We start from the raw sequence: 14,084 nt of genomic DNA, 5'->3' as shown, positions 1-14,084 counted from the left end.
GTTCACCGGGTCGCGGGCCGGTCAGGGCCTAGATTGCTTGCGTGAGCTCCACCACTGACCATGCGCTGGCACCGTCCACCGCCCTCGAGTCCGCCCGACCGACCTCGAAGCGGCGGGTGCTGGGCTGGGCCATGTGGGACTGGGGCACCCAGCCCTTCAACACGGTGATCACCACCTTCGTGTTCGCGGTGTACCTGACCAGCGCCTCGTTCGGCGACACCAACTCCACCTCGCAGGCGCTGGCGGTCTCCACCACGGTCGCCGGTCTGGTGGTGGCGTTGATCGCGCCGGTGCTGGGCCAGTCCGCCGACCGCAGCGGACGGACGGTCTTCCACCTGCGTTGGCAGACCTGGCTGCTGGCCGCGATCTCGGCCGCGCTGTTCTTCATCGTGCCCGCCCCCGAGTACCTGTGGCCGGGTCTGGTCATGCTCGGGGTGGGTTCGATCATCTCGGAGCTGGCAGGGGTCAACTACAACTCCACCATCGACCAGGTGGCGAACACCCGGAACATCGGACGTGTCTCCGGGGTGGGCTGGGGGATGGGGTACCTGGGCGGCATCATCGTGCTGCTGGTCATCTACTTCACCTTCATCGCCCCCGGCACCCTCGAGAACGGCCTCGACATCCGCTACTCGATGATCGTCTGCGGCCTGTGGACGTTGGTGTTCACCATCCCCACGTTCATGATGCTGCGCGACCGGCCCGCACCACGGAACCGTGAACGCGTGGGCATCATTGAAAGCTACAGGTTGTTGGGTGGCACCATCGGCCGGCTGTGGCGGGAACGGCGACAGACGTTCTGGTTCCTGCTCGCCTCGGCCCTGTTCCGCGACGGGCTGGCCGGGGTGTTCGCGTTCGGGGCGGTCATCGCGGCGGGGACGTTTGGCTTCAGCGCCGGCGACGTCATCATCTTCGGGGCGGCTGCCAACATCGTGGCAGGTCTGTCGACGATGGCCTTCGGCCTGCTCGACGACAAGGTGGGGCCGCGCACCGTCATCCTGATCTCGCTGGCCAGTCTCAGCGTCCTGGGCACGGGCGTCTTCCTGCTGCACGATGGCGGCACGACTACCTTCTGGGTGCTCGGCCTGCTGATGTGCATGTTCGTCGGCCCGGCCCAGTCAGCGAGCCGCAGCTTCCTGGCCCGGCTCATTCCCGAGGGACGCACCGGTGAGATCTTTGGGCTCTATGCCACCACCGGCCGGGTCGTGTCCTTCTTGTCGCCGGCCATGTTCGGTCTGGCCATCGGGCTGGGTGCGTTGCTCACCGGGGACCAGAACACCCAGTACTGGGGCATCCTCGGCATCGTGTTGGTCCTGGCGGCCGGCTGGGTGGCAATGCTGTTCGTCAAGGAGCACGACCAGCACGGCGCCATGGAGTGAGGCCGGCGGCGGCGCGCTGACGACACAGGCCCTGTTCAGGTGGTGGGCACCCGGCTTACGCTGGGTGCCATGACCGAGATCCTGCCACCGCTGCCCGAGGACCAGATCCACCGGGTGCTGGTCGTCGTGGCGCACCCCGACGACGTCGAGTACGGCACGTCCGCAGCCGTTGCCCGGTGGGTCCGACGAGGAATCCACGTGTCCTACCTGCTGCTGACCGCCGGTGAGGCCGGCATGCAGATTCCGCCCGAGGAGGTCGGCCCCCTGCGTGCCCGCGAACAACGCGCCGCCTGCGACGCCGTCGGCGTGGACGACCTGGTCATCCTGAACCATCCCGACGGCATGCTCAACGACCACCTGGCCCTGCGCAAGGACATCGCCCGGCGCATCCGGGAGGTGCGTCCCGATGCGGTGGTCGCCGGCACGTGGGAGGTCGAGGTCGGCTGGGGCCTCAACCAGGCTGACCACCGGGTCGCGGGCCTGGCAACCCTTGATGCGGTGCGTGACGCCGACAACACCTGGGTCTTCCGTGACCTGGCCACCGAGGAGAACCTGCCCAAGTGGGCGACCCGCTGGCTGCTGGTCTCGGGTGCGACCCCCAGCCACGTCGTCCCCGTCGACCAGCGCGACGTCGACGCCGCGGTGGCGTCGCTGGAATGCCACGGCGAATACCTGGCCGCAATCCCGGGGCACCCGGCGCCCGCCACGTTCATTCCCGAGATGCTGCAACAGCAGGGAACCGCGGGCGGAGTCAGCCACGGGGTGGCCTTCAAGGCCTACCAGTTGATCCGCGACTGAGCCGTCAGCAGAACTCGGGTCAGTAGATCTCGGCCAGCAGCCCGGTGTCGACGTCGAACATGAACCCGCCGACCTCGGCCAGTCCGGTGATCAGCGGATGGCTGCGCAGCGTGCGCACGTCATGGGTCAACGCCGACAACTGGTCAGTGGTCGCCCCCAGCACCATGCCGCGAATGTCGGTGCCGTCACGCTCGAGGATGCTCTCGGCGATCTGCTGGTCGGAACCCGAGGCCATGGCGCAGCGTGTGTGGGGGACCACCATGATGCGGTTGACGTTGAGCAGGTGCACGCCCAGGATGCAGCCGACGGTCGCGTCGGGGGTCGCCCGTCCGCCCGGCGTGCGCAGGATCTTGGCGTCGCCCAGGTTCAACCCGAGCATGCGGAGCGGCTCGATGCGGGAGTCCATGCAGGTCAGCACGAGAACCCCGGCGTGGGCGACACCGTCGAAGCCGCCCTCCTGGAAGGTTTCTGCATAGGTCTGGTTGCGCGTCAGCAGGTCATCAAATTCGCCCATGGGCGCAACGTTACTCCTGGTGCCCGGCACGCCAGGACAGCGTTCACGCCGATGTGCAGACGCACAGCTGCAGTCTGGAGTCGACCCCGAATGGCTGCCCAGACCAGTCACCGAAGCGTTCGACGAGCTGGAAACCGCCGAGCGAGAGCAGCAGGGTCAACTCCTGCGGGAAGATGATCCTGACCTCCATCGGGGCCACGACGAAGTCGGGGTCGGAGTCGGTGGACAGGTACCACGTCCCGCGGGTCACCTGCGCGGGCGCATCGTAGGTGTCGGCGACATCGACGCCCACCTCGCCACGCTCCGGGTCGGTGAACGCCAAGGACTCCCTGGTGCGCCGCACGCCATCGGCTCCGGCAAGCAGGCGCACGTCCGGGTTGAAGACGTCCAGCACGAACCGTCCCTCGGGTGCCAGGTGTCGTCGCACCGAACGGAGGCAACTGAGCAGGTCCTCGGTCTCATGCAGGTGCAGCAGCGAATTGGCAGTAATGAAGATCAGGTCAAATGTTCGGCCAAGGTCGAAAGAGCGCATGTCGCCCTGTACCCATTCCACGTGGGCGCCGCGCTCGCGTGCCTTGCGATCAGCTTCGGCGATCATGTCGGGTGAGGCGTCCAGACCGACGCACGGATGTCCGTCGGAGGCGATGGGAATGAGTTTGTGTCCAGTGCCGCACCCCAGTTCAAGGACGGACCCACCCTGCCGAGCAGCCTCGGCCCGGTAGAACTCAACGGCTGGTCCGCCGCCGGGAAACATGCGGTCGTACAGTGTGGGATGGGAGTAGAACAATGCGCTCATGGCGCTTCCTTTCCGCATTGCTGCAGGTCTCTGCGGCGTGGGGCTTTCGGCGGGAGCCCGTCGTTCGTGCGTTGCTGAGGGCTACAGGGCACGATACGGGTGCGAAGTACGTCCGGGAGGACTCGGTGGCTCGGCGCGGCGTGAGCGCGCGGATTGCTGGGCGGCACACGTGAGAAGTTGAGCGGCTCCACGGCGGCAGTTCCTTCGTCGGTGACCGGATCTACGCCTGCGTTTCCTGGTACCCGTAAGAATGCCACGACAGCACGACCAGTGTGGCCGACTCTCTTCGGCCGGGCTGACGTCGGACATACGGTTCATGCCGGTCACGGAAGAATCACCGGTATTCACACCATTCACCCCAGGATGTGGCCTCACCATGGGCAGTATCCTCATCTCCATCCTGGATGGGTGACCGCCTCGCGAACGCGTCGCCGGTGTGATGTGTCTCGCCCGCGGCACTCGCGGACCGACCCGAAAAATGAGGCAGGAACTTTTCCACAGGGGTTGACCCGCGAATTCCCGCGGCATAGAATAGTACAAACGTTCGAGTCAACGGTGATTCGGGCGATGTTCACAGCAGAGGCGGGTGGTCCGAATGGGATCCAGCGCAGCAGGTACCACTGGTCAACAGGTACGTGGAATGCGATCTGGTGGTGCGAGTTTCAGTGCGGCGGGTGCGCGGCAGAAGCTGGTCGAGTTGAATGCGGCGTTCGAGGCGAAGAAGCGGGCCGAGGCCGAGCAGTTCCGCTGTTTCGCGGAGTTCGCTGACCAGTACCGCTACGTGCCTGATGAGGGTCCGGTGCTGGCGGGTACCGAGCGGTTGATGCAGTGGGGCGGGGACGGGACGCCGGGTGTGGCGGAGTTCTGCACCCTCGAGGTAGCCGCGGCACTCAGGATGTCGGAGGAGAAGGTCCGCATCGAGATCAGCCTGGCCCTGGCGGTGCGGCACCGGCTCCCACGGCTCTGGGCGCGGGTCATGGCGGGCGGGCTGCGGGTGTGGCAGGCGTGCGAGGTGGCGTCGGTCACCCACAAGTTGTCCTACTACCAGGCGTTGGACCTGGATGAGGAGATCGACGTCCTGGTCGAGTCGATGGCGTTCACCCGGCTGTTGGAGTTGGTCAAGGCCCGGGTCATGGACACCTTGCGCGAGGACGCCGACGATGACCACGCGGCCCAATTGGCCAGGCGGCGGGTGGAGTTCGGCGAGTCCTGCCTGGGGGTGACCGACGTGACCGCGGTCGTGGGGGCGGTGGACGCGACGGTGCTGGACAGGCAGTTGACGCGGTTGGCGATCCTGCTGCGGCAGGGCGGGTCGACCGAGTCGTTGGACGTGCGCCGCGCGCGGGCGTTGGGCCTGTTGGCGAACCCGGCGCGGGCACTGCAGTTGCTGCAGGCCGCGTTGACCGACCAGTTGCCGGATCTGGACCTGGATCAGGTCTGCCCGGCTGAGGGTCAGCCGGGTCATACCTGCGGGATGGTCACCGTTGACCCGGAGCGGTTGTTGCCGAAGGCGGAGGTCGTGGTGCACATCAGCGGCTCGGGTCTGGAGACCGGTGCCGGGCTGGTCCGTACCGAGGGCATGGGTCCGTTGCTGGCCGGTTGGGCCAAGGACCTGCTGGGCCACACCAGGGTCACCGTGCGACCGGTGTTGCATCCGGACAACCTGGTTCCGACCGATGCGTATGAGTGTTCGCACTGGATGCGGGAATGGGTCCAGCTCAGGAATCCGTATGAGGTGTTCCCGTTCTCGAAGAAGACCTCACGGCATGCAGATCTGGACCACACCATCGAGTGGGAAGCCGCCCCGACCTGGGACTCCAGCCGCGACCAGTGGATCCATCAACTGGCTGGGAACAACGGGCACGGCCTTGATGGTGGGGGTGACGGCGATAGCAGTGGCGGTCGATCACACGGTCGGACCGGACGTGAGCGGGTGCCCTTGACCGGTCCCCACAACCTGGGTCCCCTGTCGCGCAAGGTGCATCGAGCGAAAACCTTTGGCGGCTGGCACCTGACCCAACCGTCCCCGGGTACCTTCCTGTGGCGATCACCACTGGGGTTCGGCTACCTGGTCACCCCGTCCCACTCGTGGATGATCGAAGACCCGTCCGGTCAAATCCTGCCCAAACAGCAGCACCCGGCATCGGACGAGCTCGCGAGCTGACACCCAGAGCAGCCAGTACCCGCCGTCACCCCGGCGGGCTACTGGCATGCGCGGACAGGCTCAGGTCACGGCGTCCAGGTCAGATCAGCGTGCCCGCGTCAGATCAGCGTGTCCTGCTCGGGGTCATCGTCGACGGATGTCCCTCGAGGGTCCTCAGCGCCCGTGCTGTCCACATCAGTGTCATCCGGGTCCGTACCCGTCAGGTCCGAGTCATCGACATCTGGGTTCCCGACCGCCATCTCGGGGGCGTCGTGGCCAGACTCCGTATGCGCGACTGCCGCAATGCTCCGCGTGGACACCGCCGCAATGGGCATGGCTGCTGGGGTGCCCGAACCGTCGCGCTTGCCGGTGGCCGGAGGCAGGTCGATGGGCGACCCCGAGGCGGCCGCAGCCACGGCGGGCGCGGCGCCAACCCACCCCAGCAGCAGCACGTCCTCACCCTTCAGGAACTTGTGGCAGCGCACGCCGCCGGTGCCGCGGCCCTTGGCCGGGTACTCGCTGAACGGGGCGACCTTCACCAGACCAGTCTGGGTGCCGGCCAGGGCGTCCGAACTGCCGGACACCGTGACCACCACGTCGCCCTCGGCCGCGGGTCCGAACCAGATGGCCCTGGCGCCGCTCGCCAGCCGGATGCCCGCCACGCCGCCGCCGGTGCGCCCCTGGGGTCGCACCGCCTCGGCAGGGAAGTGCAGCAATTGCGCGTCCGAGGTGACGAAGGCCAGGTCCAGGCTGTCATCGGCCAGTTCGACGGCGCCCACGACCTCGTCACCCTTGTCCAGACGGATCACGTCCCAGTCGTCCTTGCTGGCCAGGAACTCCGGGTTCACGCGCTTGACCACGCCCCGGGCGGTGCCCAGCGCCAGACCCCGGGCGTCGTCGCCGAGTGAGGTCAACCCCACCACCCGCTCGTCCTTGGCGAAGGCAAACAGTTCCTTGGCCCGTGACCCACCCTTCAACGACCCGGCGTGGGCCGTCAGCGGCACCGTCGGCAGGTCGATGGTGCTCATCTTCAACAGTCGACCGTGATTGGTCAGCACACCGAACTGGCCCCGGGTGGTGGAGCGAATCGCGGACGTGATCACGTCATGCGAGGCACGCGGTCCGGTGGCGGGCAACGCCTCGTGGGTGTCCACGCGGGCCATCAGGCCAGCAGAACTCAGCAACACCCAGCTGGGGCCGTCGGGAATCTCCAGGTCGGTCGGGGCAGCGGTACTGGCGACCACGCCGCTGCTCTCCAGCAGCACGGTCCGTCGCGGGGTGCCGAACTGCTTGGCCACCTCGGTCAACTCGTCGGCGACCAGGCTGCGCAGCACCAACTCGTCGTCCAGGATCAGGCTCAGCTCGGCGATGGTCTTCTTCAACTCGTCGCGCTCGGCCTCCAGACGAATCGACGACAGCCGGGTGAGTTGGCGCAGCTGCATGTCCAGGATGTAGTTGGCCTGGGTCTCGCTCAGGTCGAAGGCCTCGATCAACCGGGTGCGGGCCTCGGCGGCGTCATCACTGCTGCGGACGATGGCGATGACGTCGTCAATGTCGACGATGGCCAGCAGCAACCCCTCGACCAGGTGCAGCCGGTCGGTGGCCCTGGCCAGACGGAACCGGGTGCGACGCTCGGTGACCTCGAGGCGATGCTTGAGGTAGACCTCGAGCATCTGCATCAGACCCATGGTGCGCGGCTGGCCCTCGACCAGGGCGACCGAGTTGATCGAGAAGGAGTCCTCGAGCTTGGTCATCTTGAACAGCTGCGCCAGCAGCGCCTCGGGATTGATGCCGTTCTTGACCTCGATCACCAAGCGGGTGCCCTGGGCCAGGTCCGTCAGGTCCTTGACGTCGGCGATGCCGGTGATCTTCTTGGCCTGCACCAACGTCTTGATCTGCTCAATGATCTTCTCCGGACCGACCGTGTAGGGCAGTTCGGTGACGACGATGCCCTTGCGGCGGGGCTGGACCTGCTCGATGCGGGTGGTCGCCCGGATCTTGAACGAACCACGGCCGGTGGCATAGGCATCCTGAATGCCATCCAGCCCAATGATCTTGCCGCCGGTGGGCAGGTCGGGGCCCGGAATGAACCGGGTGATCGTGGCCAGGTCGGCGTCGGGGTGGGCCAGCAGGTGCTTGCAGGCCTGGACGACCTCGACCAGGTTGTGCGGCGCAATGTTGGTGGCCATCCCGACCGCGATGCCGGTGGCCCCATTGACGAGAAGGTTGGGGAACGCGGCCGGCAGCACCGAGGGCTCCACCTCACGGCCGTCGTAGTTGGGCTTGAAGTCGACGGTGTCCTCGTCGAGACCGGCCGTCATGGCCACGGCAGGTTCGGCCATGCGGCACTCGGTGTAGCGCATCGCCGCCGGACCGGCGTCCAACGACCCGAAGTTGCCGTGGCCATCGACCAACGGCAGGCGCATCGACCACGACTGCGCGGTGCGCACCAGCGCGTCATAGATGGCGGTGTCACCGTGCGGGTGCAGCACACCCATCACCTGCCCGACCACCCGGGCGCACTTCACGTGACCACGGTCGGGACGGATGCCCATCTGGTCCATCGAGTAGAGGATGCGCCGCTGGACGGGCTTGAGACCGTCGCGAGCGTCCGGCAGGGCCCTGGAGTAGATGACGGAGTAGGCGTACTCGAGGAAGCTGGACTCCATCTCGGCGGTCACGTCGACGTCGATGATGCGTTCGACCTCTTCGTCGGTGCCGTTCTGCTCGCTCGCCATCTGCTGGTCAGGCTCCTTCAACTGGTGCAGCGACCCGCAGCGGGCACGACCCACCCGGGCGCTGACATGAATCCAACGCCCCAGTGTTCCAAATCCGGCCCGTCACGCCGAATCGGCGCGCCGTCAGCCGGTCGGACGCCCGTCGGTGAGGGGCTCGCCGAGCATCGCCCGCACCTTGGGAGCCAGCTCGTCGCCGTCGGCGCCGCGCACCTCGGGGACGGTGTGCGGGGTGTAGTGGACGTGGTTGGGGTCCCCGAGCACGGTGGTGGTGCCGTGGGCCAGCACCTGCTGGGCCATCGTCAGCTGACGGATCGCAATCGCCCGCACGTGGTCGGGCTGCAGGTCGGCGAACTCCCGGTACAGCATGGGGTCGTGCTGGCCGTCGTCACCCACCAGCAGCCACTTCACGTGGGGCAGGTCGCGGGCCAGTTCGTGCAACGAGCGACGCTTGTGGTCGGGGCCGCTGCGGAACCATCCGGTGTTGGTCGGGCCCCAGTCGGTCAGCAGCATCGTGCCCTGCGGGTAGCCGTGCCGCTTCAGGAACCGGCGCAGGAACGGGTAGGTGTTCCAGGCGCCGGTCGAAATGTAGATCGTCGGTGCGCCGGGATGTTCGGCCAGCACCTGGTGGTACATCCGCGCCATCCCGGGCACCGACTGGCGAGCCTGCTCGGTCACCATCAGTGAGTTCCAGACGGCAATCAGGATGCGGGGCAGCGAGGTCGAGATGACGGTGTCGTCAATGTCGCTGATCAACCCGAACTCCTGGTCGGCGCCGACCACCTGGACCGGCGCCTGGGTGGCCCTCGACTCTTCGGTCTTCAGGGTCACCTCGTGCCAGCCCGGCCCCAGCGACGTGTTCCGGACGCGGACGTCGATGTAGCCGCTGCGGTCGGCCTGCACGTCGATGGTGTCCTCGCCGATGGTGATCTTCACCGTGGCCCGACCGATGGGGATGGAGGCAAAGTTGCGCCACCCGCGGCGCCGCATGAAGTCGTCGGCGACCCGCATCAGGTCGGACTTGGGGGTGGCGGGCTGCAGGATCACCCGCCCCAGGATGCGCAGCTGGTCTGACGACCCGTAGCCGGCGTAGGCGACGATGTGTTCCACCCAACTGCGTCGCCGGCGCAGGCGGGCGCCGAGCCAGCGGCTGAAGTGTTCATCAAGGCGGGCACCAACGAAGGGACGATCCGTCATGGCAGCCAGACTAGTCACATGGCGGCCATCGAGGGGCTGGGCGCCAGCAGCGGCAGGTGTGAAAGGATGACCGGGTGCAGGCTCCCATCACCGGACACCATCTACCCGAGCAACTTGGCAACGGCATCGCCGCGTGCGGCTTCTTCCCCGACCTGGTGTCGGAGTCGATCGCGCTGGCCCTGGCCGGTGAGAGCGTCCGGGCCTTCCTGGTCCACCACGAGCCAACGTTCGTCGGCGACGAGGTGCACCGCCACCTGTCGGTGATGGTGATCACCCCCACCAGGTTGCTGGTCAGCCACACCGACGAGTCGACCGACAACCCTCAGCGGCAGGTGCAAGCCATCACCTCGACCGAGTCCGTCGCCCTGTCGCGCATCAACTCCGTCACCCTGACCCGCGTGCTCGCCGAGCCGCACAAGGATGCCGGCACCATTTTGGAGACCTGGCTCAGCGTCGGCTGGGGCACCATGCGCCGCATCGAGATGGAACCGGCGCACTGCGCCGACCCCAACTGTGATGCCGACCACGGCATGTCGGGATCGGCTGTCGCCGACGACCTGACGGTCCGGATGAGCCCCGCCGCAGACGGCGCCACCTCGGTGACCGAACTGATCGCCTTCGCCGGCGTCCTGCAGCTGGCGACCGCCGAGGCAGCCCGCTGATGGCCGGCCCCCGCCGCGCCCAGCCTCCTGACCCCACCCAGCCGCTGCTGCCGCGGTGGCGTGAGTCGACCCTGGCCGACCTGCTGCCGAGCCTGGCCGCCCACCTCGGTCTGCCCGAGGCGGGGGTGCCCAGCATCGACCTGCCGCACAGCCAGCGCTACGTGCTCGTGCTGGTGGACGGCCTGGGTCATGAAGTGCTGCAGCAGGCGCTGGCGATCGCCCCCTACTGCGCGAGCCTGTTCGGTGACGCCGCCCGCCTCAGCGTCACCGTGCCCTCGACCACCGCCACCTCGCTCACCTCGCTCGGAACCGGGCTGACGCCGGCAGAGCACGGCATCGTCGGCTACTCGTTCCGCGACCCCTACACCGGTGTGGTGTTCAACTCCCTGCAGTGGAACACCCCCACCGAGGCGGAACTGCTGCAACAGCGCACCACCTGGTTCGAGCGACTGACCGCGGCCGGCCACGCCAGCCACGCCGTCGTCCCGGTGCGCTTCGACGGCAGCGGACTGACCCGTTCGGCGCTGCGCGGCCAGGTCGTCAGCGGCCTGCTGCGCGAGGACGACGAGGACGACCTCGTCGCCCGCACCGTGGCCGCCTCCCGCGCCGGTGAGCGCAGCCTCGTCTACGTCTACGAACGGATGCTCGACCACACCGGTCATGCCCACGGCGTCAACCATCCCTACTGGCGCTCACAACTGGTCCGCATCGACGCCATGCTGGAACGGCTGCGCGACGAACTCGACGACGACGTGGTGCTGCTGGTGACCGGCGACCACGGCATGGTCGACGTGCCCGAGGAGCGCAAGATCATCCTCGAGAACCACCCGGAACTGACGGAGGGCGTCGACCAGATCGGCGGCGAGGGCCGCTTCCGCCAGCTCTACACCAGCGACCCGCAGTCGGTGGCCCAGCGGTGGGCCGAGTGGCTGGGGGAGCGGGCCTGGGTTCGCACCCGCAGCCAGGCCATCGCCGAGGGCTGGTTCGGCGCCGATCCGACACCCGACATCGCGGGACGCATCGGTGACGTGGTCGCCGCCATGCGCGAGGACTGGGCGGTGATGAGCCTGACCCTGCCCGGCGAGATGGGGCTGGTGGGCATGCACGGTTCGATGACCAGCGCCGAGATGCTGGTGCCCCTGCTCATCGACGAAGGACGCTACGAGGACGAATGGTGAGCGAGGACACCCCCCGGCTGCCGTGGGGCGGCGAGTACGATCCCGGTGAACTGGTCTTCTTCACCGGACCGATGGACTGCGGCAAGTCGACGCTGGCGCTGCAGATGCACCACACCCAGTCGGCCCATGGACGCCACGGCGCCCTGCTCACCAGCCAGGACCGGTCCGGCACCTCGGTGATCACCTCACGCATCGGACTCAGCAGCCCCGCCGTCGAGGTGGGTCCCCACTTCAACTTCTGGGCCTACGTGGTCGCCCAGATCACCACCGGAACCAAACTGGACTTCCTGGTCTGCGACGAGGCCCAGTTCTACACCCCCGACCAGATCGACCAGTTGGCCCGGCTGGTCGACGAACTGGGCCTGGACGTGTTCGCCTTCGGCATCATGGCCGATTTTCGCACCGAACTGTTCCCGGGGTCACGACGCCTGGTCGAACTGGCCGATCGCATCGAGACCCTGCAGGTGCAGCCGCTGTGCTGGTGCGGGGCCCGCGCCACCCACAACGCCCGCGTCGTCGACGGGGTGATGATCACCGAGGGCTCGCAGGTGGTGGTGGGGGACACCGAGGGCCAGCCCAGCGCCGTGCACTACGAGGTGCTCTGCCGCAAGCACCACCGGCGCCGGGTCACCAAGGAAATGTCCCGCGCCACCTTGTCCCCTGAGGTGCTGCCCTTCGACGAGGAGCTGCGATGACCCGCCCCCTGATCACTGCCGCGACCCTGGACGACCTGCTCGCCGCCGGCGGACGGACGCGGGTGCTCGACCTGCGCTACTACCTCGGCCAGCCCGGCCGGGGCAAGGAAGAGTACCGCCAGGGCCACATCCCCGGCGCGGTCTTCGTCGACCTGGAGGACGTCTTCGCCGCCCACCCTGCCGCCGGGGGCGTCGGTGGCCGGCACCCGCTGCCGAGCCTGGCCGCGCTTCAGGACGGTCTGCGCGCGGCGGGCGTCAATGACGGTGACTCCATCGTGCTCGCCGACCAGGGCAACCAGATGGGCGCGGCCCGGGCCTGGTGGGTGTTGCGCAACATCGGCCTGAGCGACGTCCGGGTGCTGGACGGCGGACTGGCGGCATGGCAGGCCGCGGGGTTCCCGATCAGCACCGAGGTCTGCGAGGTACGACCCGGGAACATCACCGTGGGCCAGGAAGGGCAGATGCCGCAGGTCGTCGCCGACGACATCCCTGCCCTCGTCGCCGCCGGCCACCAGTGCGTCGACGTGCGGGCGGCCGCGCGATTCCGCGGCGAGACCGAGCCCATTGATCCGGTCGCCGGGCACATCCCGGGTGCGGTGAACCTGCCCGCAGAACATCTCGACGCCCCGGTCGGGCTGCTCCCTGCCGACCAGTTGGCCGAGGTGCTGGCCGACCTGCGGCCCGGGGACGTCGTCTCCTGCGGGTCGGGGGTGACGGCCAGCAAGGTCATCCTGGCCGCGGAACAGGCCGGGATCACGGGGCTGCGGCTCTACCCGGGCAGCTGGTCGGACTGGATCAGCGACCCCCGTCGTCCGGTCGCCACCGGCCGCGCCTAGGGCTTGGGCCCGCCAAAGACGATCTCGTCCCAGGTCGGGATGCTCGCCCGGCCCTTGCGCGCCTTGGGCTTGGGCTTCGGGGCAGGGGCGGGCTCCTCGGCGATTTCGACCAGGGCGTCCTGCTCGGGAGCCTGGAGCCCCTCCGTGGGCTCCTCCGGGGGCGCGACCTCCGCCACCTCGTCGCTGGTCTCGTCCGGTTCTGTCTCGTCCGGTTCTGTCTCGTCCGGTTCGGTCTCGGGTGCTTCTGGTTCGTCGGCGGACGTCTCGTCGAAGGCCTGCCGCAGCAGGTCGTCGTCGGGATCCTCGTCGGTGACCGGCCGGGACAGGTCGGCATAGACGTTCACGGAGTCCTCGTCGAAGCTGCTGAGCATGTCGTAGAGGACGTCCAACTGGGACGCGTGGCCGACCAGGTCATCCTGGGACGCCTGCACGCTCAACTCCGGTTCGTCATCGACCTGGACCTGCTCGATCGGCTGACGCGGGATGGGGCGGGCAGGGAACTCCGGTGCGGACGGGCCCGTGGGCTCACTCAGTCCGATGGTCGGTTCGTTGTCGGGGTCGTGTCCCGCGAACGTAGGGACAGCCGCCACCTGCGGCGCTGGTTCACCAATCAGCGAACGGGCCAGGTCGTCCCTGGCCACGCTGAACCGGCTGCGCAGGTCGAACCGGAACTCTGCCTGGTGCTCCTCGCCGTCCTGGCTGAACCGAGCCACCACCACCCATTGGCGCTCCGGGTCACGCCACGCGTCCCAGGCCACGTCCTCGGGCGAGAGGCCGCCGCGCTGGAGTCCCTCGGCAGCAACATGACGCAGGGCACGCACCGACGAGGACTCGCCCTTGCGTCGGACCGGGCAGTTCAGCGCCTGCCCCAGGACGTGCTCGCGTTCGGCAATCACCGGTGCGGCGAACGGTTCGATGTGCTCAGCCGGAACCCCGGCGGCCTCGGCGACGGTCTCCAAGGACTCGCCACCGCGAATGCGGGCCTGGATCTCACGAGGGCTGAGTGCGCTGTCCATCCGACTCTCCTGGTTGCTCCGGCATGGGCAGGCTGTCAGCCCACCATCGCGTCAACCTATCAAGTCGAGCCGACCCGACGTGGGCAGCGCGCGGCGAAGGCTGAAGCGCTGGTCGAGGCTGCAGCGACGGGACGG

General features: G+C 68.1%; 12 protein-coding genes. 7 read left to right on the top strand and 5 right to left on the bottom strand.

All coding sequences use genetic code 11. From position 1 onward, the window contains the following. Positions 1-41: 41 nt before the first annotated feature. Together IPV09_RS00540 and IPV09_RS00535 are read left to right on the top strand one after the other, a co-directional pair. Positions 42-1,379 carry an MFS transporter gene (locus IPV09_RS00540; RefSeq protein ID WP_370590156.1) on the top strand — a complete coding sequence of 446 codons (1,338 nt, stop codon included), beginning with the start codon at positions 42-44 and terminating at the stop codon, positions 1,377-1,379. Between the two features lie 69 nt (positions 1,380-1,448). Then, the gene (locus IPV09_RS00535; RefSeq protein ID WP_207472900.1) at positions 1,449-2,177 is read left to right on the top strand and encodes a PIG-L deacetylase family protein; all 729 of its coding nucleotides are present in this window, start codon (positions 1,449-1,451) and stop codon (positions 2,175-2,177) included. Between the two features lie 19 nt (positions 2,178-2,196). Here the strand turns inward: IPV09_RS00535 and IPV09_RS00530 are convergent, their stop codons facing one another. Next, positions 2,197-2,691, bottom strand: coding sequence for a carbonic anhydrase (locus tag IPV09_RS00530; protein WP_207472899.1), 495 nt, complete (start codon positions 2,689-2,691; stop codon positions 2,197-2,199). 43 nt (positions 2,692-2,734) lie between these two features. Next, positions 2,735-3,487, bottom strand: coding sequence for a class I SAM-dependent methyltransferase (locus IPV09_RS00525; protein WP_207472898.1), 753 nt, complete (start codon positions 3,485-3,487; stop codon positions 2,735-2,737). Positions 3,488-4,127: 640 nt separating this feature from the next. Between IPV09_RS00525 and IPV09_RS00520 the strand changes: the two genes are divergently transcribed. Then, positions 4,128-5,651 (top strand): DUF222 domain-containing protein, encoded by a 1,524-nt coding sequence (locus IPV09_RS00520; protein WP_207472897.1) that lies wholly within the window; start codon positions 4,128-4,130, stop codon positions 5,649-5,651. Between the two features lie 98 nt (positions 5,652-5,749). Here the strand turns inward: IPV09_RS00520 and IPV09_RS00515 are convergent, their stop codons facing one another. Further along, positions 5,750-8,368, bottom strand: a complete 2,619-nt coding sequence (locus IPV09_RS00515; RefSeq protein WP_207472896.1) for a DNA topoisomerase (ATP-hydrolyzing) subunit A — start codon at positions 8,366-8,368, stop codon at positions 5,750-5,752. 123 nt (positions 8,369-8,491) lie between these two features. After that, a complete protein-coding gene (locus IPV09_RS00510) occupies positions 8,492-9,376 on the bottom strand; it encodes an App1 family protein (protein WP_242681052.1) in 885 nt (294 codons plus the stop codon). 260 nt (positions 9,377-9,636) lie between these two features. On the opposite strand from IPV09_RS00510, the gene IPV09_RS00505 reads away from it, so the two are divergent. From IPV09_RS00505 to IPV09_RS00490, 4 genes are read left to right on the top strand one after another with little or no spacing between them, the layout of a single operon-like run. After that, complete coding sequence (locus IPV09_RS00505; RefSeq protein ID WP_370590155.1) at positions 9,637-10,224, top strand: DUF5998 family protein; 588 nt, start codon at positions 9,637-9,639, stop codon at positions 10,222-10,224. Beyond that, a complete protein-coding gene (locus IPV09_RS00500) occupies positions 10,224-11,402 on the top strand; it encodes an alkaline phosphatase family protein (protein WP_207472894.1) in 1,179 nt (392 codons plus the stop codon). Before IPV09_RS00505 ends, IPV09_RS00500 begins: the two co-directional genes overlap by 1 nt. After that, positions 11,399-12,097 (top strand): thymidine kinase, encoded by a 699-nt coding sequence (locus IPV09_RS00495; RefSeq protein ID WP_370590154.1) that lies wholly within the window; start codon positions 11,399-11,401, stop codon positions 12,095-12,097. Before IPV09_RS00500 ends, IPV09_RS00495 begins: the two co-directional genes overlap by 4 nt. After that, positions 12,094-12,933, top strand: coding sequence for a sulfurtransferase (locus IPV09_RS00490; protein WP_207472891.1), 840 nt, complete (start codon positions 12,094-12,096; stop codon positions 12,931-12,933). The genes IPV09_RS00495 and IPV09_RS00490 overlap by 4 nt, the downstream gene beginning before the upstream one ends. On the opposite strand, the gene sepH is transcribed toward IPV09_RS00490, so the two are convergent. After that, the gene (gene sepH, locus IPV09_RS00485; protein ID WP_304650731.1) at positions 12,930-13,988 is read right to left on the bottom strand and encodes a septation protein SepH; all 1,059 of its coding nucleotides are present in this window, start codon (positions 13,986-13,988) and stop codon (positions 12,930-12,932) included. The genes IPV09_RS00490 and sepH overlap by 4 nt on opposite strands. Between the last annotated feature and the right edge of the window lie 96 nt (positions 13,989-14,084).

The sequence above is a fragment of the Tessaracoccus sp. SD287 genome, assembly GCF_017355265.1.
Lineage (GTDB): Bacteria > Actinomycetota > Actinomycetes > Propionibacteriales > Propionibacteriaceae > Aestuariimicrobium.
Note: the sequence above shows the minus strand (reverse complement) of the source record. Positions and strands in the feature narration are given on the sequence as shown.

Bases quoted from the DNA above. Each gene is read 5' to 3' on its own strand.
- IPV09_RS00535 (WP_207472900.1), top strand. From the start codon at position 1,449: ATGACCGAGATCCTGCCACCGCTGCCCGAGGACCAGATCCACCGGGTG.
- IPV09_RS00530 (WP_207472899.1), bottom strand. From the start codon at position 2,691: ATGGGCGAATTTGATGACCTGCTGACGCGCAACCAGACCTATGCAGAA.
- IPV09_RS00525 (WP_207472898.1), bottom strand. From the start codon at position 3,487: ATGAGCGCATTGTTCTACTCCCATCCCACACTGTACGACCGCATGTTT.
- IPV09_RS00520 (WP_207472897.1), top strand. From the start codon at position 4,128: ATGCGATCTGGTGGTGCGAGTTTCAGTGCGGCGGGTGCGCGGCAGAAG.
- IPV09_RS00515 (WP_207472896.1), bottom strand. From the start codon at position 8,368: ATGGCGAGCGAGCAGAACGGCACCGACGAAGAGGTCGAACGCATCATC.
- IPV09_RS00510 (WP_242681052.1), bottom strand. From the start codon at position 9,376: ATGCGGGTCGCCGACGACTTCATGCGGCGCCGCGGGTGGCGCAACTTT.
- IPV09_RS00500 (WP_207472894.1), top strand. From the start codon at position 10,224: ATGGCCGGCCCCCGCCGCGCCCAGCCTCCTGACCCCACCCAGCCGCTG.
- IPV09_RS00490 (WP_207472891.1), top strand. From the start codon at position 12,094: ATGACCCGCCCCCTGATCACTGCCGCGACCCTGGACGACCTGCTCGCC.